This window comes from Tenacibaculum sp. nBUS_03, from assembly GCF_051201695.1.
Classification (GTDB): Bacteria; Bacteroidota; Bacteroidia; order Flavobacteriales; family Flavobacteriaceae; genus Polaribacter.
Map to the genome: position 1 here is coordinate 2,075,078 of NZ_CP179214.1, position 22,108 is coordinate 2,097,185.

At 34.2% G+C, this 22,108-nt stretch carries 12 protein-coding genes, 2 tRNA genes, 3 rRNA genes and 2 pseudogenes; 7 read left to right on the forward strand and 12 right to left on the reverse strand.

Annotated features, from left to right (window positions below):
• Nucleotides 1–55 precede the first annotated feature (55 nt).
• A pseudogene (locus ACMFBB_RS09685) lies at nt 56–1,184 on the forward strand (DegT/DnrJ/EryC1/StrS family aminotransferase).
• A gap of 152 nt (nt 1,185–1,336) precedes the next feature.
• The gene (gene galE / locus ACMFBB_RS09690; protein WP_435264185.1) at nt 1,337–2,353 is read left to right on the forward strand and encodes a UDP-glucose 4-epimerase GalE; all 1,017 of its coding nucleotides are present in this window, start codon (nt 1,337–1,339) and stop codon (nt 2,351–2,353) included.
• 721 nt (nt 2,354–3,074) lie between these two features.
• On the opposite strand, the gene rrf is transcribed toward galE, so the two are convergent.
• The 9 genes and pseudogenes from rrf to ACMFBB_RS09735 form a co-directional block, all read right to left on the reverse strand.
• Nucleotides 3,075–3,183: ribosomal RNA gene (rrf, locus tag ACMFBB_RS09695) — 5S ribosomal RNA — on the reverse strand.
• 98 nt (nt 3,184–3,281) lie between these two features.
• Nucleotides 3,282–6,163, reverse strand: a 23S ribosomal RNA gene (locus ACMFBB_RS09700).
• Nucleotides 6,164–6,322: 159 nt separating this feature from the next.
• Nucleotides 6,323–6,396, reverse strand: a tRNA-Ala gene (locus ACMFBB_RS09705).
• A gap of 95 nt (nt 6,397–6,491) precedes the next feature.
• Nucleotides 6,492–6,565 (reverse strand) — tRNA-Ile (locus tag ACMFBB_RS09710).
• 83 nt (nt 6,566–6,648) lie between these two features.
• A 16S ribosomal RNA gene (locus ACMFBB_RS09715) occupies nt 6,649–8,170 on the reverse strand.
• The 16S, 23S and 5S rRNA genes sit together here with 2 tRNA genes alongside, the layout of an rRNA operon.
• A gap of 750 nt (nt 8,171–8,920) precedes the next feature.
• On the reverse strand, nt 8,921–9,805 hold the full coding sequence (gene fabD / locus ACMFBB_RS09720) for an ACP S-malonyltransferase (RefSeq protein WP_435264186.1): 885 nt from the start codon (nt 9,803–9,805) through the stop codon (nt 8,921–8,923).
• An 85-nt stretch (nt 9,806–9,890) separates the two neighbouring features.
• Entirely contained in the window at nt 9,891–10,355 is a 465-nt protein-coding gene (locus tag ACMFBB_RS09725; protein ID WP_435264292.1) for a carboxy terminal-processing peptidase, read from the reverse strand.
• A 15-nt stretch (nt 10,356–10,370) separates the two neighbouring features.
• Nucleotides 10,371–11,741: pseudogene (locus ACMFBB_RS09730) on the reverse strand (S41 family peptidase); the annotation flags it as partial.
• A gap of 49 nt (nt 11,742–11,790) precedes the next feature.
• On the reverse strand, nt 11,791–12,015 hold the full coding sequence (locus ACMFBB_RS09735; protein WP_435264187.1) for a hypothetical protein: 225 nt from the start codon (nt 12,013–12,015) through the stop codon (nt 11,791–11,793).
• 674 nt (nt 12,016–12,689) lie between these two features.
• On the opposite strand from ACMFBB_RS09735, the gene surE reads away from it, so the two are divergent.
• The 5 genes from surE to ACMFBB_RS09760 all read left to right on the forward strand — a co-directional run bounded on the left by surE (nt 12,690) and on the right by ACMFBB_RS09760 (nt 16,619).
• A complete protein-coding gene (gene surE, locus ACMFBB_RS09740) occupies nt 12,690–13,460 on the forward strand; it encodes a 5'/3'-nucleotidase SurE (protein WP_435264188.1) in 771 nt (256 codons plus the stop codon).
• The gene (locus ACMFBB_RS09745) at nt 13,448–13,735 is read left to right on the forward strand and encodes a hypothetical protein (protein ID WP_435264189.1); all 288 of its coding nucleotides are present in this window, start codon (nt 13,448–13,450) and stop codon (nt 13,733–13,735) included. The genes surE and ACMFBB_RS09745 overlap by 13 nt, the downstream gene beginning before the upstream one ends.
• Nucleotides 13,736–13,762: 27 nt before the next feature.
• On the forward strand, nt 13,763–14,878 hold the full coding sequence (gene lpxB, locus ACMFBB_RS09750; protein ID WP_435264190.1) for a lipid-A-disaccharide synthase: 1,116 nt from the start codon (nt 13,763–13,765) through the stop codon (nt 14,876–14,878).
• Between the two features lie 4 nt (nt 14,879–14,882).
• Nucleotides 14,883–15,392, forward strand: coding sequence for a C40 family peptidase (locus ACMFBB_RS09755; protein ID WP_435264191.1), 510 nt, complete (start codon nt 14,883–14,885; stop codon nt 15,390–15,392).
• Between the two features lie 96 nt (nt 15,393–15,488).
• The gene (locus ACMFBB_RS09760; RefSeq protein ID WP_435264192.1) at nt 15,489–16,619 is read left to right on the forward strand and encodes a T9SS type A sorting domain-containing protein; all 1,131 of its coding nucleotides are present in this window, start codon (nt 15,489–15,491) and stop codon (nt 16,617–16,619) included.
• 68 nt (nt 16,620–16,687) lie between these two features.
• On the opposite strand, the gene obgE is transcribed toward ACMFBB_RS09760, so the two are convergent.
• The 3 genes from obgE to secDF form a co-directional block, all read right to left on the reverse strand.
• The gene (gene obgE, locus ACMFBB_RS09765; RefSeq protein ID WP_435264193.1) at nt 16,688–17,677 is read right to left on the reverse strand and encodes a GTPase ObgE; all 990 of its coding nucleotides are present in this window, start codon (nt 17,675–17,677) and stop codon (nt 16,688–16,690) included.
• Between the two features lie 47 nt (nt 17,678–17,724).
• Nucleotides 17,725–18,843: an adenylate kinase gene (locus tag ACMFBB_RS09770; protein WP_435264194.1), complete on the reverse strand. Its 1,119-nt coding sequence runs from the start codon at nt 18,841–18,843 to the stop codon at nt 17,725–17,727.
• Between the two features lie 87 nt (nt 18,844–18,930).
• Nucleotides 18,931–21,930, reverse strand: coding sequence for a protein translocase subunit SecDF (gene secDF, locus ACMFBB_RS09775; protein ID WP_435264195.1), 3,000 nt, complete (start codon nt 21,928–21,930; stop codon nt 18,931–18,933).
• Nucleotides 21,931–22,108: the final 178 nt, after the last annotated feature.

The following is a 22,108-nucleotide window of genomic DNA, read 5'->3' on the forward strand; positions in this document are numbered from 1 at the left end:
ATATTAAAATTAAAACGAATTATAGTCGTATTTTTGAATCGATAAAACTCAAACAATGAAAAAAATACAAATGGTTGACCTTCAAGGTCAATATCAACAAATTAAAAATATAGTAGATGACTCAATTCAAGAAGTTTTGAACTCCTCAGCCTATATAAATCTAACCATATGTTAAAGAGTTTCAATCAGACTTAGAAAACTATCTTGGAGTTAAACATGTAATTCCATGTGCTAACGGTACTGATGCTTTGCAAATTGCAATGATGGGACTAGGTTTACAACCTGGTGATGAAGTCATTACTTCTGACTTTACCTTTGCAGCTACTGTTGAAGTCATAGGGTTATTAAAGTTAACACCTGTTTTAGTTGATGTCGATGCTGATACTTTTAATATAAACATAGAAGCTTTCAAAAAAGCTATTACTCCTAAAACTAAAGCAATCGTACCTGTGCATCTTTTTGGTCAGTGTGCTAATATGGAAGCAATTTTAACAATTGCTAAAGAACACAATTTATTTGTTATTGAAGACAATGCACAAGCAATTGGAGCCGATTACACATTCTCTAATGGAACGACAAAAAAAGCTGGTACCATGGGCCATATAGGTACTACCTCCTTTTTTCCTTCAAAAAACCTAGGTTGCTATGGTGATGGAGGAGCAATTTTCACTAATGATGATGAGTTAGCTCATACACTTAGAGGAATGGTAAATCATGGAATGTATAAACGTTATTATCACGACGTGGTTGGAGTTAATTCGCGTTTAGACAGCATCCAAGCAGCTGTTTTAAGAGCAAAATTACCTTTATTAGACAATTACTGTGATGCTCGAAGAAAAGCTGCAAAATATTATTCTGAAAAATTTGCCAGTAACCCCAATATAATTGTACCCAAAACTCGTAATTTTACAACACACGTTTTTCATCAATATACGTTAAGAATAACCAACGGTAAACGTAATGAATTACATCAATATTTATTAGACAAAGGAATTCCAAATGCTATCTACTACCCAGTTCCTTTGCATTCTCAGAAAGCCTACCAAAATAAAAAATACAATGAAAATCAGTTTAGTATTACTAATGAGTTAGTTAATGAAGTTATTTCATTACCAATGCATACTGAGCTAAATGAAGAACAATTAATATACATTACAACTACAATTAATGAATTTTTAAAATAATTATTATATAATTTGTTATAAATTCCTTTAATTTTATGGATATCACTGTTTTTTAATTAGAAATTAAATATTTCGAAAAATGAATAGTTTAAAAAATATTTCTAAGAAAAAGTGAAAACAACAAAGAAATTTCACAAATAATAAATGAAAACATGAAAAAAATTTTAGTCACTGGCGGGTTAGGTTTCATCGGATCTCATACGGTTGTAGAGCTTCAAAAATCTGGTTTTGATGTAGTCATTATTGATGACTTATCAAACTCGAAAATTGAAGTATTGGATAGTATTACTGAAATAACTGGTATCAAACCTGAATTTCAAAAACTTGACTTACGAGAAAAAACAGAAGTACAAAATTTCTTTAGCAAGCATAAAGTTGATGGTGTTATACATTTTGCTGCTTTTAAAGCTGTTGGAGAAAGTGTTCAAAAGCCATTAGAGTACTACGAAAATAACATTGGTAGTTTAGTATATTTACTACAAGAAATGCGTAATCACAATATTGATAACTTAATATTTAGTTCCTCTTGTACTGTTTACGGGCAAGCAAATAGCTTACCTATTACTGAAAACGCTCCCACAAAACCAGCAGAGTCTCCGTATGGAAATACAAAACAAATTGGTGAAGAAATAATTAAAGAAAGCTGTAAGGCCTATAATATGAATGCTATTGCCTTAAGGTATTTTAACCCAATAGGCGCTCATGATAGTATTAAAATCGGTGAACTACCAATTGGAGTTCCTCAAAATTTAATTCCTTACGTAACGCAAACTGCTGCTGGAATAAGAGAAGAACTATCTGTTTTTGGAGATGATTATGATACTCCAGACGGAACAGCAATTCGTGATTATATTCATGTAGTAGATCTTGCAAAAGCTCACATCGCTGGTTTAAACCGTTTATTACAAAATAAGAACTCTAAAGGTTTTGAATACTATAATGTAGGAACAGGAATCGGCACTTCAGTTTTAGAAATAATCAAAACCTTTGAAAAATGCTCTGGAGAGAAATTAAATTATAAGATAGTTGGTAGACGTGAAGGAGATATTACCAGTGCTTATGCGAGTACAAGTAATGCCAACGATGAACTTAACTGGAAGGCTGAAAAGAGCCTAGAAGAAGCATTATTATCTGCATGGAAATGGCAACAAAAAAGAAAACAGGAATAGACTATATGATTTATAGTTTATGTTAAAACATAAAAAAGTTTATAATTTAAAAAAACTCAAAAACATCCCCAATGAGTCACCTTATAAAGGTGTATAGGTGGTGTTTTTGAGTTTTTTCATAATAATTAAACATCCTAAGCTAGAATCAAAATTATATTTAAAAAAAATTGAATGATTTAAGGCAAAATCAATAAATACTCAACATCCCTTCCTTATATAAAATATACAATTCTTTTTTAAAGGTCATAAGAATTTACATTTACAACACTCAGAATTTATTCTATCATAATTATTAATATCACGTTCTGATTTGAGAAAACTAAAGATAAAGAATATAAATTATAGTACTTCTTTTGAAGAAATAATAAATTCCTACAAAACGATATAGTGTTAAAAGAAATAGCAGTTACATAAAGAATTTTTAAAACTACAATAAAACTAAAATTACAATCATAAATTGAAGATTATTTCCATTGTTTTAAACAATTGAAAAAGTTAAATACTACAAATAGTAGTGCTTTATGAAGATAACACCTTAAATCACTACATATGGCGTCATAATGATAGCTATTATTAATCAGATTTGCTATGTTCTAATAGCATTATTGTCATTTATTACAGGATCTAACTTATAAGTAAGTATTTTGTTAAGTGTAGTACATTTAGATAAAAGTAAAGGACAAAAAAAAACCGTTCTTTATTTTACTAAAGAACGGTTAAAGAAAGGCAACGACCTACTCTCCCACCTGTGGCAGTACCATCGGCGCTAATGGGCTTAACTTCTCTGTTCGGAATGGTAAGAGGTGAGCCCCATTGCAATAATCACCTTAAATTGTTTCAGTATATTTCAACTGTATAAGTTAACATATTGATAAATATAATATTGTAAAGTTTCAAAGAGTTTGTCCCGACCCGAAGGTCGGGATACGTACATAAGCCTATGGGTTATTAGTACTACTTGGCTACATACATTACTGCACTTACACCTATAGCCTATCAACGTGGTAATCTCCCACGACCCTTTAAAGAAATCTCATCTTGTGGTGGGTTTCGCGCTTATATGCTTTCAGCGCTTATCCCTTCCCGACGTAGCTACCCTGCAGTGCCACTGGCGTGACAACAGGTACACTAGAGGTCAGTTCAACTCGGTCCTCTCGTACTAAAGTCAAATCCACTCAAATTTCTAACGCCCACAGCAGATAGAGACCGAACTGTCTCACGACGTTCTGAACCCAGCTCGCGTGCCACTTTAATGGGCGAACAGCCCAACCCTTGGGACCTTCTCCAGCCCCAGGATGTGACGAGCCGACATCGAGGTGCCAAACCCCCCCGTCGATGTGAGCTCTTGGGAGAATCAGCCTGTTATCCCCGGAGTACCTTTTATCCTTTGAGCGATGGCCCTTCCATGCGGAACCACCGGATCACTATGCTCTACTTTCGTACCTGATCGACCTGTATGTCTCTCAGTCAAGCTCCCTTATGCCATTGCACTCTACGCACGGTTACCAAGCGTGCTGAGGGAACCTTTAGAAGCCTCCGTTACTCTTTTGGAGGCGACCACCCCAGTCAAACTACCCACCACGCACTGTTCTCATCACTGAGTTAGGCTCTAGATAAGCAAAGGGTGGTATTTCAAGGATGATTCCACAACGCCTAGCGACGCCGCTTCATTATCTCCCACCTATCCTACACATTACTTATCCAAAGTCAATACGAAGCTATAGTAAAGGTTCACGGGGTCTTTTCGTCCCGCTGCGGGTAATCGGCATCTTCACCGATACTACAATTTCACCGAGCTCATGGCTGAGACAGTATCCAGATCGTTGCACCATTCGTGCAGGTCGGAACTTACCCGACAAGGAATTTCGCTACCTTAGGACCGTTATAGTTACGGCCGCCGTTTACTGGGGCTTCATTTTAGATCTTCGCCGAAGCTAAACCCTCCACTTAACCTTCCAGCACCGGGCAGGTGTCAGGCCTTATACATCATCTTTCAATTTAGCAAAGCCCTGTGTTTTTGATAAACAGTCGCCTGGATCTTTTCACTGCGGCCAGCATTGCTGCTGGCGACCTTTCTCCCGAAGTTACAGGTCTATTTTGCCTAGTTCCTTAGCCATGAATCTCTCGAGCACCTTAGAATTCTCATCCCAACTACCTGTGTCGGTTTACGGTACGGGTTCTCATAATCTGAAGCTTAGAGGTTTTTCTTGGAAGCCCTTAGGCACACTATCAACGCATCCGAAGACTTGTTGTACTATCACACTTCAGCTAGACTAGCGGATTTACCTAAAAGTCTAATACCTACATGTTTCAACGAACTATTCCGTCAGTTCGCGGTGCTTTCATTACTCCGTCACCCCATCGCAATTATAAGAAGTACAGGAATATTAACCTGTTGGCCATCGACTACTCCCTTCGGATTCGCCTTAGGTCCCGACTAACCCTCAGCTGATTAGCATCGCTGAGGAAACCTTAGTCTTTCGGTGAGGGGGTTTCTCGCCCCCTTTATCGTTACTTATGCCTACATTTTCTTTTCTATCCGCTCCAGCATACCTTACAGTACACCTTCTGCGCAAATAGAATGCTCCCCTACCACTTTATATCTAGTATAAAATCCATAGCTTCGGTAATATGTTTATGCCCGATTATTATCCATGCAAAACCGCTCGACTAGTGAGCTGTTACGCACTCTTTAAATGAATGGCTGCTTCCAAGCCAACATCCTAGCTGTCTAAGCAGTTTCACCTCGTTTTTTCAACTTAACATATATTTGGGGACCTTAGCTGATGGTCTGGGTTCTTTCCCTCTCGGACATGGACCTTAGCACCCATGCCCTCACTGCTGAGTAACATTTTATAGCATTCGGAGTTTGTCAGGAATTGGTAGGCGGTGAAGCCCCCGCATCCAATCAGTAGCTCTACCTCTATAAAACTTTTGCTCAACGCTGCACCTAAATGCATTTCGGGGAGTACGAGCTATTTCCGAGTTTGATTGGCCTTTCACCCCTACCCACAGGTCATCCAAAGACTTTTCAACGTCAACTGGTTCGGCTCTTCCACTGTGTGTTACCACAGCTTCAACCTGCCCATGGGTAGATCACTCGGTTTCGCGTCTACTACTACTAACTATGGTCGCCCTATTCAGACTCGCTTTCGCTTCGGCTCCGAACCTTAAATCCTTAACCTTGCTAGCAACAGTAACTCGTAGGCTCATTATGCAAAAGGCACGCCGTCACACAGTAAATGTGCTCCGACCGCTTGTAGGCGTACGGTTTCAGGTTCTATTTCACTCCCTTACTTAGGGTTCTTTTCACCTTTCCCTCACGGTACTAGTTCACTATCGGTCTTTCAGGAGTATTTAGCCTTACCGGATGGTCCCGGTAGATTCATACAGGATTACTCGTGTCCCGCACTACTCAGGGTACTGCTATATCTTCTTCGCTTACCTATACGAGACTATCACTCTCTTTGGTCCGTCTTTCCAAACGATTCTAGTTCACTTAGATTCTAATGTCGCAGCCCTACAACCCCAATACTGCCGTAACAGCATTGGTTTGGGCTAATCCGCGTTCGCTCGCCGCTACTAACGGAATCACTATTGTTTTCTCTTCCTCCGGGTACTTAGATGTTTCAGTTCTCCGGGTTTGCTCCTATAAATAGGTGACATGTCTTCAACATGCCGGGTTGCCCCATTCGGAAATTTACGGATCATAATGTGTGTGCCACTCCCCGTAACTTATCGCAGCTTATCGCGTCCTTCATCGCCTCTGAAAGCCTAGGCATCCGCCATACGCCCTTATTTAGCTTATTGTACTTTTTGCTGTAGTATCTCTACTACAACGAGCTCTTTATAATTCTTTATTTTTATAAAAATATGTCGTTAGATATTAATCTAACTCTCTATCTTGATTCTTTACGATATCATTTTTACCAATATGTCAATGAACGTTTTCAGACTTATATCTGATTGTGGAGAATATCGGAGTCGAACCGATGACCTCTTGCGTGCAAGGCAAGCGCTCTAGCCAGCTGAGCTAATCCCCCATTTTTGAAATTCAGAACTTGAATCCTCAATTATGAATGTTGAATTCTCTAACTTCCAGAATTTCCTTCCTAATAAATAACCCTCTTCTTTTTTGTAGTCCCGGGCAGACTCGAACTGCCGACCTCTACATTATCAGTGTAGCGCTCTAACCAGCTGAGCTACGAGACTAGAATAGCTATATATTAGTGTATTATAAAATTAACAGCAAAGAGCAAAATGTACCTCTTTTGTAACTCACCATCTTTCTCTAGAAAGGAGGTGTTCCAGCCGCACCTTCCGGTACGGCTACCTTGTTACGACTTAGCCCTAGTTACCAGTTTTACCCTAGGCAGTTCCTTGCGGTAACCGACTTCAGGCACCCCCAGCTTCCATGGCTTGACGGGCGGTGTGTACAAGGCCCGGGAACGTATTCACCGGATCATGGCTGATATCCGATTACTAGCGATTCCAGCTTCACGGAGTCGAGTTGCAGACTCCGATTCCGAACTGTGATATGGTTTATAGATTCGCTCCTATTCGCATAGTGGCTGCTCATTGTCCATACCATTGTAGCACGTGTGTAGCCCAGGACGTAAGGGCCGTGATGATTTGACGTCATCCCCACCTTCCTCACGGTTTGCACCGGCAGTCTCGCTAGAGTCCACAGCTTTACCTGTTTGCAACTAACGATAGGGGTTGCGCTCGTTATAGGACTTAACCTGACACCTCACGGCACGAGCTGACGACAACCATGCAGCACCTTGTGATCTGTCCGAAGAAAACTCTATCTCTAAAGCTGTCAGACCACATTTAAGCCCTGGTAAGGTTCCTCGCGTATCATCGAATTAAACCACATGCTCCACCGCTTGTGCGGGCCCCCGTCAATTCCTTTGAGTTTCAATCTTGCGATCGTACTCCCCAGGTGGGACACTTATCACTTTCGCTTAGTCACTGAGATAAATCCCAACAACTAGTGTCCATCGTTTACGGCGTGGACTACCAGGGTATCTAATCCTGTTCGCTCCCCACGCTTTCGTCCATGAGCGTCAGTATATACGTAGTAGACTGCCTTCGCAATCGGTATTCTGTGTAATATCTATGCATTTCACCGCTACACTACACATTCTATCTACTTCCGTATAACTCAAGTCAACCAGTATCAAAGGCAGTTCCATAGTTAAGCTATGGGATTTCACCTCTGACTTAATTGACCGCCTGCGGACCCTTTAAACCCAATGATTCCGGATAACGCTTGCACCCTCCGTATTACCGCGGCTGCTGGCACGGAGTTAGCCGGTGCTTATTCTTACAGTACCGTCAAGGGACCTACACGTAGATCTGTTTCTTCCTGTATAAAAGCAGTTTACAACCCATAGGGCAGTCTTCCTGCACGCGGCATGGCTGGTTCAGAGTTGCCTCCATTGACCAATATTCCTCACTGCTGCCTCCCGTAGGAGTCTGGTCCGTGTCTCAGTACCAGTGTGGGGGATAATCCTCTCAGACCCCCTACCTATCGTTGCCATGGTAAGCCGTTACCTTACCATCTAGCTAATAGGACGCATAGTCATCTTGTACCCATAAATGTTTAACTAAAGTGTGATGCCACATATCAGTATTATGGAGTATTAATCTTCATTTCTAAAGGCTATCCTCCTGTACAAGGCAGATTCTATACGCGTTACGCACCCGTTCGCCGGTCGTCAGCGGAAGCAAGCTCCCCTGTTACCCCTCGACTTGCATGTGTTAAGCCTGCCGCTAGCGTTCATCCTGAGCCAGGATCAAACTCTTCATTGTATAATCTTTAATATTATGAATGAATAAGTTTCAAAAGAATTTTTTTTAATCTAACTAATTAGATCGTGGTAATTCTACTCTTTAATTACGCTGTCAATTTCAATATTTTCAATGAACTTTGTTAATCTTAATACTTGATATCTCTCAACCAAAATCTCAATCAACTTCTTGTAGAAACGCTAGAATCGAACTAACTGGCTTTTTAATAACCTTTCCAAAATTTCTTAACTCTTACCGCTTTCGCTAAGCGGATGCAAACCTACAAACTATTTTTATTCTGACAAAAACTTTTTTGAAGTTTTTTTTCTAATTTGCAAACCCGACTAAATAAATGAACTACTCTGTAAAATTTGGACTGCAAATATACTCACTTTAATTTGTTGTAAACAAGCTTTTTTCAACTTATTTTTTAACTCTTTAATAATATATTCTAAACCCTATTTTAATGAACTTTGCTTACTTTTAAACTATACGCTTATCCGTTTGCGGGTGCAAATATAGAACCCTTTTCTAACATAGCAATGACTTTTTTTAACTTATTTCTGAAGTTTTTCTTAACCAACTAATCAACAATATTTTATACTGTAGATTCTTTTCGCCTTTTAATAAACAATGGGGTTTCTTCGAAAATCATGCTCACGCAAACCAACCAAATCTATCTTTAGATAGGGTTGTCTTTAGGTTATAAAACAAAAAAGTAGGCTTATGTAAAAACCTACTTTTTTAGTATAATTTAAAAAAATCTATCCTCTACACTATTTCAGCCTTACTTGCTGTGACTGCTCTATCGATTTTCCTCATTAGACCTTGTAATACTTTACCAGGACCAACTTCTACAAATTCATTTCCTCCATCTGCAATCATTGCTTTGATACACTGAGTCCATTTTACAGGGGCAGTTAGTTGTAACATTAAATTTTCTTTTATCTCATCTGGGTTTGTTACAGCCTTAGCTACTACATTCTGATAAACGGGACAAATAGGCTTATTGAATTCTGTTTCTTCAATTGCCTTAGCCAATTCTTCTCTTGCTGGTTCCATCATCGGAGAATGAAAACCTCCCCCAACTGGCAACACTAAAGCTCTTCTAGCTCCTTTCTCTTTTAAAACTTCACAAGCCTTGTTTATAGCTTCTATTTCACCTGATATTACAAGTTGACCAGGACAATTATAATTCGCAGCAACCACAATTCCATCAATACTATCACATACCTCTTCAACTACATCATCTTCTAAACCAAGAACAGCAGCCATTGTTGATTGTTGAACTTCACAAGCTTTCTGCATCGCTAAAGCTCTTTTAGAAACTAATTTTAATCCGTCTTCAAAAGACAACACTTTATTAGCTACTAATGCCGACAACTCTCCAAGAGAATGACCTGCTACCATTTCAGGAGTAAAATCATCTCCTAAAACTTTCGCTAAAATTACCGAGTGTAAAAAAATAGCTGGTTGTGTTACCTTTGTTTGCTTTAGTTCTTCAGCATCTCCCTCAAACATTATATCAGTGATACTAAAACCTAATATTTCATTGGCTTTTTCAAATAAATCTTGAGCTATAGGAGACTTTTCATATAAGTCTAGTCCCATTCCTGTAAACTGAGCTCCTTGACCAGGAAAAATATATGCTTTCATTTATTATTGTATTTTTTGGGCTACAAACATACAATATTTAATATTATCTCTTTCTAAATTTACTTAGCCACAATAAAATAATTATCTAGTGCTTTACTATTGAATATTCTTTTTTCATTTTCAATTCACTTAAAACATTCAGAGCCTCGTTCATATAAATATCTTTTTTAAGATTTTTATGCCAAGCTAAACGTTTCCCTTTTAAAACAGAATCCTTTTTAAACAAATCATATTCATATTTAGGAGCATTAAACGTAATATTTGATTTAAATTTGAAAACTTCTTTAAACTGTTTCCCTTGCAGTGATTTTTCATTAGACTCTTTTTTAAATTCATTATAATTTAATGAATAAGTATTTTGATCTTGATTTTTCTTCAACCATTTTGCATACTCATTAATCTTCTGAAACTTCTTATCATTAAGAACTCTTTGATTACTTTTATACACAACATCTGCAAAATTACTATACGAATTTGTAGTTTTATAATTTGCTTGTTTCACTTTATCCCAAGCTAAAGCTCCTTCTAAATCTCTCTCACCAAACTTCATATAGCTATATCTGCTTGGTAAAGAAATATCTGAGTAAACACCTTCTATTTGGGTTGATCCTCCATTAATTCTATAAAACTTTTGAATTGTCATTTTTAGTGCTCCTAAATCATTAGGATATTGTTCATAAAAGCGATTTATTGGCAAGACATTCTGAACCGTTCCTTTACCATACGTTTGTTTACCTCCAATTATAACCCCTCTTTTGTAATCTTGCATAGCCGCAGCAAAAATTTCAGATGCTGATGCTGAAAACTCATTCACCATAACTACTAAAGGCCCTTTCCATTGTATTTTACTATCTGTATCATTTTTAACTAACGGATCCTCCCCTCTATATTTCACCTGTACTATTGGACCTTTATCAATAAATAAACCGCCGATTTCAATTGCTGTTTTTAACGAACCACCTCCATTGTCTCTTAAATCAACAATTAATCCTTTTACATTTTCAGCTTTTAATCTTTCAATTTCTTTCTCCATATCTTTAGCCGCATCTCTACTGCTTGCATCACTAAAGTCAATATAGAATTTAGGTAAATTTATTATTCCGTACTTTTTACCGTCTTTTTCAACTATGCTTGATTTAACAAATGTTTCTTCAAGCTCAACAACATCTCTTATGATAGAAATGACTTGAGTTGATCCATCAAATTTTTTCTTCACCGTTAGTCTTACTTCAGTTCCTTTTTTTCCTTTTATAAATTTAATAGCATCATCTAATCTTACTCCTACGATATTTACAGGTTCAGCATCGGCTTGAGCTACTTTTAAGATAATATCTCCAGCTTCTAATTCATTTTGTTTCCAAGCTGGTCCTCCAGAAATCAACTCAACAACATGAGTATACATCCCTTTCTTTTGCAAACGCGCTCCAATACCTTCTAACTTCCCAGACATATCCTGATCAAAACGAGACTTAATTCTTGGTGACATGTATGTTGTGTGTGGATCAAATCCGCTTACTATACTATTTAAAAATGTTGAATACCAATCTGAACTTTCTAATTCATCAATTCTGATATATAATTCGTTCATGCTTTTCAATACTTCTGCTCTAGCTTCGCTTTCAAATTCTGAAAATGTTTTCTTTTTAACCTTTTCACCTTTATCAATTTTATCTTTCTGAATCCTTTCTCCTTCTTCAATCCTTCCTATTATTGATAATTTTAATTGCCTTCTCCAATAATCTAAAAGCTCTTTTTCATCTTTTGCAAAGGGTATTTTTTCATAATCAACATTAATAGTTTCCTTTTTGCTATAATTAAAAGATTGTTTTAATAATGTTCTATAATTAATTTTAGCAGCGTCAAGTTTTTCTAAAAACCTTCCATAAACTAGTTTATAGAAATCGATATTAGTATCTCTTAATTGATCATCAATTAAATATTTATACTGAGAAAATTCTTTTAAGTCTTCTTGAGTAAAATATCTTTTACTTGGATCTTAACCCTTCTATAAAAGAATTGTAAACATGCTCCGAAAAACTATCATCTAATTTTTTTTGTACGTAATGATACCTACTTAATATATTTTTTAGAACATATACTATTACTCTGTCTTTTTCAGGATCTTCATCTTTTGTATTCGTTGATGCATGTGTTGAATTCGCAAATAAAATAATTATTGCAAAAAAATGAATAATGAATTTCGTCTTCATAAATATTCGGTTTTTAAAATATACGTAGTCTCCACTAATTGCTAAACTACTAAAATAATGCCACTTTTACTATTCTTCCTTTTTCGTACCCCTATTTCAAACACTTTCTTCATACTCTTTCCACCATCATTAAATGATGATTTCATATTTGAACTACAGAGTTTACTTTCTTCTTTTCCAAAACAATTTGAATACGACAACTTACTTTTTTTACTTTTATTACGTCGTTTTCTAAAATCATTTTACTTTTTTCAAACTTTTCTTTAGTAAATAATAAAAAACAAACATTATCAATTCAAACTCAACTCTTCTTATTGTATGTAGTTATTGTAATTTACTATAACGTTTTTTCAAATACTTAGACGTCTAATTTTCTTAAATCGTACAAACATTTGGTATTTTAACAAAAAATATGTTCACTATGTACACATCGCAATTAGCTACTCAAAACCAAATTGTGACTCCTTTAAAAACACACATAGCTTTTTCACTAGAATTTAAATTATTGAAAAAAAAGTTGAAATAACAAAAATAATCACATAAACAACAACACATATCATACCTTTCTATTTGATCACTACAATTTTACGGAATATTTTACCTCTTCTATCTTTACGAAATGTTAAAAAAGTATCCTTTTTTTATCTTACATTTGTTGTAAAACTAAATCTACTATGCAAGAAAGACCCTTAATTTTAGTTACAAATGACGATGGAATTACTGCTCCTGGAATAAGAATGCTTATTGAAATCATGAATAAAATAGGAGACGTTGTAGTGGTAGCTCCTGACAGTCCTCAAAGTGGAATGGGACATGCAATTACCGTGAATAATGTGCTACATTGTAACCCTATTACTATTGATGACGGTCCTCAAATCGAATACAGCTGTTCTGGAACTCCAGCAGACTGTGTTAAAATGGCTAAAAATCAAATTTTAAATAGAACTCCTGACTTATGCGTTTCTGGTATAAATCACGGTTCAAATTCTTCTATAAATGTTATTTACTCTGGTACTATGAGTGCTGCTGTTGAAGCTGGTATTGAAGGAATTCCTGCTATTGGTTTTTCTTTATTAGACTTTGATTGGCATGCAGATTTTAGAGCTGCTAAAAAATTTATAGAAAAAATAACTTTAAATGTTCTTTTAAATGGACTTACTGAAGGAGTTGTTTTAAATGTAAACATTCCTAAACTTAAAGAAAATGAAATTAAAGGCATTCGTATTTGTCGCCAAGCAAATGGATACTGGAAAGAAACCTTTGACAAACGAAAAAGCCCTTATGGAAAAGAATATTACTGGTTAACTGGTGAATTTATTAATAAAGATAAAGGGCAAGATACAGATATTTGGGCTTTAGAAAATGGATACATTTCTGTTGTACCCGTTCAATTTGACATGACTGCTCATCATGCAATACAAAAACTAAACTCATGGGATATATAAAAAAAGAAATCATCATTGGTTTTTTAATCTCTTTACTTGCAACTGTATCTGGTTTTTTTATTTATCTTCAATATATATCTCAAACAGATATTTCTTCAACCCTTAACAAAATTAGAGAGGGAGGAGTATTAGGAGCTGTAATTGCTTTAGCAGCGATACCTAATTTATTTGTTTTTTTTATTTTTTTAAAGAAGAACCAAGATTACAGGGCTAGAGGTGTTTTAATAGCAACAATTACAATTGCTATATTTACTCTTATCTTGAAATTTATATAAATCTCAACAAGATTCGTTAAAAAATTTATGAAATACTATATACTTGCAGGAGAAGCTTCAGGAGATTTACATGGAGCAAATTTAATGAAAGCTTTATTTAAAGAAGATCCCGAAGCTGATATTCGCTTTTGGGGCGGCGATTTAATGCAAAATGTTGGAGGCACCTTGGTAACACACTATAAAGAACGTGCTATCATGGGGTTTGTAGAGGTTCTTCTAAACCTAAAAAAAGCATTAAATTTTATTAAATCTTGTAAGAAAGATATTGCAAAAAATAACCCTAATGTTATTATTTTTATAGACAATTCCGGTTTTAATTTAAGAATTGCTAAGTGGGCTAAAAAAAATGGCTTTAAAACTAACTACTATATTTCACCTCAAGTTTGGGCTAGTAGACCAGGAAGAGTAAAAAGTATTAAACGTGACATTGATAAAATGTTTGTTATACTCCCTTTTGAGAAAGATTTTTATAATAAATTTAATTATGACGTACATTTTGTAGGACACCCACTCATTGATGGAATTGACGGAAGAAAACAAGTGGACGAACAAAAGTTTAGAAAAAAACACAATTTAGGCTCAAAAAATATTATTGCTCTTTTACCAGGGAGCAGAAAACAAGAGATATCTAAAATGTTAGCTGTAATGTTGTCATTAACTGATGATTTTTCTAACTATCAATTTGTTGTGGCTGGAGCTCCAAGCCAATCTTATGAGTTCTATGAAGAATTTCTTAAAAATAAAAATATTTCTTTCGTTGCAAACAAAACTTATGATTTATTAAGTATTTCTTATGCAGCGATAGTAACTTCTGGGACTGCGACTTTAGAGGCAGCACTATTTAAGGTTCCACAAGTAGTTTGTTACAAAGGCAGTAATGTTGAATACCAAATAGCTAAAAGAATTATAACTTTAGATTACATTTCTTTAGTTAATTTAATTATGAATAGGGAAGTTGTTACTGAATTAATTCAGAATGACTTCACAAAAGAAAAACTTAAGCAAGAATTATTTCGTATATTAGAACCAACCCATAGAAAGCAATTATTCTTAGATTATTTTGATTTAGAAAAAGTTTTAGGAGGCAAAGGTGCTTCAGAAAAAACAGCTAAATTGATTATCGATGGGTTAAAAAACAATTAATTAAGTGACTAAAAAACTATTTCCTCTTTTTGGTATTTTATTTTTCATGTACTCTTGTGGTTCATCAAAAAAAATTAGCTCTAAAAAACCCACTAAACATCATATTTCAAAAGCATCTAAGAAAAAAATCACAACTGCAGATAAAATTGTTTGGACTGCTGTTTCCTTCAAAGGAGTGCCCTATAAATATGGTGGAACTAATAAAAAAGGTATGGATTGCTCAGGCTTAATCTATACTTCTTTCAAGAAACGAAATATTTCATTACCTAGAACATCTAAATTGATGTATTTAAAAGGAAATCCAATTCCTTTAAACAGCGTTAAACGAGGTGACTTACTTTTTTTCAAAACTACCCGTAAAAGAGGTAAAGTTAACCATGTAGGCTTAATCACCTCAGTAAAGAACGGAACCATTCGTTTTATTCATTCTACAAGTTCTCGAGGAGTATTAATAAGCTCTTTACGTGAAAAATATTGGAAAAACGCTTTTATCAAAGCTAAAAGAGTTTTGTAAACATAATACACACATATAATGCAAAGAAATGTTATAGTTTCTTTTGTAAAATATTACTTTTTAAAAACTTACATAAACATTAATTACCCCAACTTTATGAAAAAACAACTACTTTTATTTTTATTTTTATTTTTTAGCAGCATAATTGTAAATGCACAAAACATTACAATCCCTGACACAAATTTTAAAGCTGCTCTAGTTGCCAACACAGCAATAAATACCAATAATGATTCAGAAATTCAAACTAGTGAGGCTAATGCTTTTGATGGAAGTATGGATGTTTCAAATAAAAACATTTCAACTTTAAATGGTATTGAAGCATTTATCAACCTTACAACTTTATCTTGTTATGGCAATCAATTAACAAGCTTAGACCTAAGTAAAAATGTAAAACTAAAATATCTTTATTCTTACAATAATAAACTTACAAGTATAAATGTTTCAAAAAACACTGAACTAAAAACGTTATATTCCTATAACAACGACCTAACAAGCATCGACATAAGTAACAACTTATCTTTAGTCTATTTTGATTGTAGCTCAAATAAAATAAACGCATTAGATACAAGTAAAAACACAAAACTTTCAAAAATTTATTGTCATACTAATCAATTATCAGAAATTGATGTATCAAAAAACATTGATCTTCGTTTATTTTTCTGCTATAATAATACTGACATATCTTCATTAGACGTAAGTAAGAACACTGAACTTAGTTCGTTAAACTGTGGTGGTAATAAAATTACTAGTATAGATATCAGTACCTGTCCAAAATTAACCAAACTCTACTGTTCTATTAATAATTTAACCTCCCTAAATTTAGCTAACGGTACCAATACTAATTTCAAAGAAATTGAAGCTCTTAGAAATAGTAATCTTACTTGTATACAAGTAGATAATGTTGCTTACAGTACTAATAATTGGACAGGTAGTAATTTTGCTTTTGATAGCGCTTCAAGTTTTAGCGAAAATTGTGCTACAGCAAGTATTAATAAAAACTCATTAGCAACTGTAAAAACATATCCTGTACCCGTTAAAGAAATATTAAACATTGGTATTAATAAAGAAGAAATTACTAACATCAATATTTCAGACATTTCTGGTAGAATCGTTTTTAAAGGAAAAAACAATAACAGTATTAACTTAAACTACCTTCCTATGGGAGTTTATATTTTACGATTAACAACAACAACTGGTGTGTTAGCTAAAAAGTTTTTGAAAAACTAAGATTAAACTTAAAAACAAAAAAGCTGTGAATTTAAATTCACAGCTTTTTTTTATAAAAACTATATTGTTTAGTTTAACATTTTCCAAAGAGTATCTTTTAATTCCATTAATCCGGCTTGAGCAACAGACGAAATAAATAAGGTCTTAATACCTTCTGGCAACTCCTCTTTTATTTCTTCTTTTAATTCATCATCAAGCATATCACATTTTGATATGGCCAATAATCGTTGTTTATCTAAAAGCTCTGGATTATGTTTACGAAGTTCGTTTAATAAAATTTCATATTCTTTCTTAATATCATCACTATCGGCTGGTATTAAAAATAAAAGAGTAGAATTACGCTCTATGTGTCTTAAGAAATAATGCCCTAATCCTTTACCCTCTGAAGCTCCTTCAATAATACCTGGAATATCAGCCACCACAAAACTTTGGTGATTTCTATATTCTACAATACCTAAATTAGGCTTTAACGTTGTAAAGGCATAGTCGGCAATTTTAGGTTTAGCAGCTGTTATCACAGAAAGCAAGGTAGATTTTCCAGCATTGGGAAAGCCCACTAATCCTACATCTGCTAAAATTTTAAGTTCCATACGGAACCAGCCTTCAACGCCATCAATCCCTGGCTGTGCATAACGAGGTGCTTGGTTTGTTGAAGATTTAAAGTGCCAATTCCCTCTTCCTCCTTTACCACCTTCTAACAAGATAATATCTTTATCGTGCTCAGTAACTTCGAATAGTATTTCATCAGTATCAGCATCTCTAAAAACCGTACCCAATGGCACAGGTATTACAACATCAGCTCCATCAGCACCGGTACTTCTACTACTACTTCCATGACCACCATGTTCTGCTTTAAAATGACGTTTAAATTTTAAGTGAAAAAGTGTCCACATAGTTTTATCTCCACGTACAATTACGTGACCACCTCTTCCACCATCTCCTCCATCAGGACCACCTTTTGTAATGTACTTCTCACGGTGTAAATGAACAGAACCTTTACCACCTTTCCCTGAAGATGCATATACTTTTATATAATCGACAAAATTTCCTTCGGTCATTGTTTTTGTTTATTCATTTAGCTTAAAATAATAGCTAAATATATTTTTTATAATGTATCAAAAACATCAGATAAACGCTGTGTAATTTCTTCAATAGAACCTACTCCATTTACCCCGTAATATGTACCTTTATCTTCATAAAAGTCTTTTAATACAGCTGTTTTTGTATTGTATTCGTTAAAACGATTTCTAATTTTACCTTCATCAGTATCATCAGATCTACCACTAGTTTTACCTCTTTCTAAGATACGCTCAACTAATAAATCTTCAGAAACTTCTAAAGCAACCATCCCATTAATTCGCTCACCTTTTTCAGCTAAAAACTCATCTAATACTTCAGCTTGTGACTGAGTTCTTGGGAACCCATCAAAAATGAATCCATTTACATCAGTATTTTTTTCAACCTCAGCTTTAAGCATACTTATTGTTACTTCATCAGGAACTAAATTTCCAGCGTCCATATACGTTTTTGCTAATAGTCCTAAATCAGTTCCATTTTTAATATTATAACGGAAAACATCTCCTGTTGAGATATGTACTAAATTATACTTATCTTTTAAAACAGCAGCTTGTGTTCCTTTTCCTGCACCAGGAGGGCCAAATAATACAATGTTTTTCATTTTTGGTTTTGTTGTTAACTGATAAACAGCAGGCAAATTTCTACCATAACCCTTATAATCAAGACCATAACCAACAATAAAAGCATCATCGATACTTTTACCTATATAATTAATTGGTAATTCTTTTTTATATACATCTGGCTTAAAAAAAAGCGTTGCTATTTTTAATTCTTTTAAGTTTTTGGTTTTGAATATTTCGTAAATTTCTTGTAATGTAGTTCCAGTATCTATTACATCTTCTAATATAATAACGGTACGACCAGACAAATCTTCATTAACCCCTATCAATTTCTTTACTTTTTCGGAAGAGGTTGTTCCTTCATATGAAGCTAACTTAACAAAAGAAATCTCACAATCTCCATTAAACTCTCTAACAAAATCAGCAGCAAAAACAAAACAACCATTTAAAATACCAATAAAAAGAGGTACTTCATCTTTAGGAAGGTCTTTTTTTACTTGTAATGCTAATCGTTTAACAATTATAGCTATATCGTTTTTAGAAACGAATTCTTTAAAATATAAATCGTGAATTTTTGTTATTTTCATCAGATTGCAAAGATAGTTGCTTGATAGTAAATGAAAAAACCGTTTTGAATATTGTTCAAAACGGTTTTATTTTTGTCTCTTATTTTTTTATTTTTTTTCTCTTTTTTTGGCAACATCAAACATTATTGGAGTTGCAACAAATAAAGATGAATAAGTACCTACGACTACCCCCACAATTAATGCGAACATAAATCCTTTAATACTGTCACCTCCAAAGAAAAATATCGCTAACATTACTAACAATGTTGTTAATGATGTATTTATTGTTCTTCCTAAAGTACTACTTAATGCTTTATCAACCAAACCAGCGGTAAAAGAAGTACTATTATTAGCATATTCTCTAATTCTATCAAAAATTACCACGGTATCATTTAGTGAATAACCTACTACTGTAAGTATTGCCGCAATAAACGATTGACCTATTTCCATATCAAAAGGCATAAACTTATACAAAATTGAGAACACACCTAATACAACTAAAACATCATGAAATACTGCTACAACTGCTCCTATAGAGAAAGCTACTTTTCTAAAACGTAATAAGATATATAAAAACACTACAATTAAAGAACCTATTACAGCCCATAATGCAGCTTGCTTAATATCATCCGCAATTGTTGGTTCAACTTTCATATAACTCATTATACCGCTACCCTCTTTTTCAAAACCAGGTTTAAAGTTCTCATAAGTAGTATCACCTAGGTAAGACTTTAATCCTTTGTATAATTCACTTTGAACTTGCTCATCAACTTGTCTTCCCTCTTGATCAATTTTATAAACGGTAGTTATTTTCAATTGATTTTCAGAACCATATGTTTTTGCTTCTGGAGCAGTACCAAAAGCATCTTTTAATGTAGCAGCTACTTCATTAGCTTTTACTGGCTTATCAAAACGAACAATGTAAGAACGCCCTCCTTTAAAATCTACACCTTGTTTTAATCCTATTGTAAGAATAGAAACTAAACCAAATGCTATAATAGCTCCTGAAACAATGTAGGCTAACTTACGTTTCTTTAAGAACTCTATGTTAATATTTTTAAACCAATTTTTAGAAATATTTGTATTGAATGTTAAATTAGTTCCTTTAGTTACAGCTCCATCAACCAATAAACGTGTTATAAAGATAGCCGTAAATAATGATGTTGCTATACCAATCATTAATGTTAATGCGAATCCTTTAATTGGCCCCGTACCGAAAGCATATAAAATTACACCTGTTAATAATGTTGTAATATTTGCATCAATAATTGCTGATAAAGCACCTTTAATACTAAAACCTTCATCCACTGCGGTACCCAATCCTTTACCACCAAACAGACCTTCTTTGATTCTTTCAAAAATAATTACGTTGGCATCAACCGACATACCTATTGTTAAAATAATACCTGCTATACCAGGTAATGTTAATACAGAATTAAAAGAGGCTAATACACCAAAAATAAATAATATATTTACTAATAATGCAATATTTGCGTACAATCCAGCTTTACCATAATATAAAACCATCCACACTAAGACTAATAAAATAGCTAAGGCAAATGACCATATACTTGCATTAATAGATTCTTTACCTAATGATGGACCAACTACTTCTGACTGAATAATACGTGCAGGTGCAGGTAACTTACCAGCTTTTAATACTGTTGAAATATCTTGTGCTTCAGAAACGGTCATTTGGCCTCCTGAAATTTGAGTACTTCCTCCTGCTATCTCTCCATTTACTGAAGGTGCAGTATAAACATAATCATCTAAAACAACAGCAACAAATTTACCAACATTTTCCGCAGTCATCTTAGCCCATTTCTTCGTACCAGACGCATTCATAGTCATAGAAACTATAGGCTTACTTAATTGATCATAATCTTGTTTTGCATCAGCAATTACATCTCCTTCAATAGGAGCTTTATCATTTCTATTAGATTTTACAGCATATAATGCTATAATAGCAGCAACTTCTTCATTTTCTGGAGCGTCTGCTCCTTTAGGAGGTGTTAATGACTTATAATCCCACAAAAACTTTGCATATCTTAAATTACTTGGCAACAAAGCTCTAACCTCTTTATTGTTAAGCAATTCATTCACTTTAGCAGTATCTTGTACTTTGGCATACCCAACAGTAGGACTAACTTGTGATTGATTTGGACTTAAAAAGTTAAACAACATTTTTTGAGTCTCAACGTCTGTTGAATCTTTTGATTCTCCTAATAAATCATCAATATCGTCTCCTTTTTTTGCAGTGTCTTTTACTTGCTCAGTTGCACTAGCCGTTTTGTCTTTTAATAACTCTATTGACTTCGCATTTGCTTGTACAAAAAATGGAATTACATCAGCATTAGTATACACTTCCCAAAACTGTAATTCAGCAGTACTTTGTAATAATTTTTGTACACGCTCAATATCTTTAGCTCCTGGTAACTCTACTTGAATTCTTCCAGAAGTTCCAATTCGTTGAATACTTGGTTGAACAACCCCAAATTTATCAATACGACTACGTAATACTTCAAAAGCTGTATTTATAGACGTATTTATTTCCTCTTGTAAAGTCGATTTTACTTGCTCGTTGGTTTTATTAAAGTCTATTTTATCACGCAGTGCTTTAGTTCCAAAAATAGATGGATCACTTAATTTCACACTTCCGTTGCTTAAAGCCTCAAATTGACTATAAAATAAATCTATATAATCATCTTGGCTATCTTTTTGTGCTTCATCAGCTTTTTCTAAAGCTTCATTAAAGACAGAATTCTTAGAGTCATTTGACAACCCTATTAAAATATCTTTAACAGACACTTGTAAAATTGCATTAATACCTCCTTTTAAATCTAAACCAAGGTTCATTTCTTTATCCCTGATATCATTATAGGTGTATTTAGCAACTCCTAAATTAACTACTTCTTTATTTGCTACACTATCAATGTATTTCTTTTCTAGTTTAGCTAACTCTCTACCACTACCTCCGTTAACATTTTTTTCAGCGTATTCTTTTGCGCTACTTTCTACCTTGTTGGCAAAAAATGTAAATGATAATTGGTATAAACTTACTAATCCAAAAAGAATAGCAAATAATTTAATAAGACCTTTGTTTTGCATCTTCTTATAATTTAAATCGACTTTTTTTAAAACGTGCAAATATAGTATTTCAAAAAAGATTTGACAATTCTTTTGCCATATTTATGTTTCTAGCTACTAATTAACAAATACTTGCTAATGGATTCCTTCTTTTTTGGCATTTATATTATGTATATTTACAGGCTTTTCAAGCAAAAGA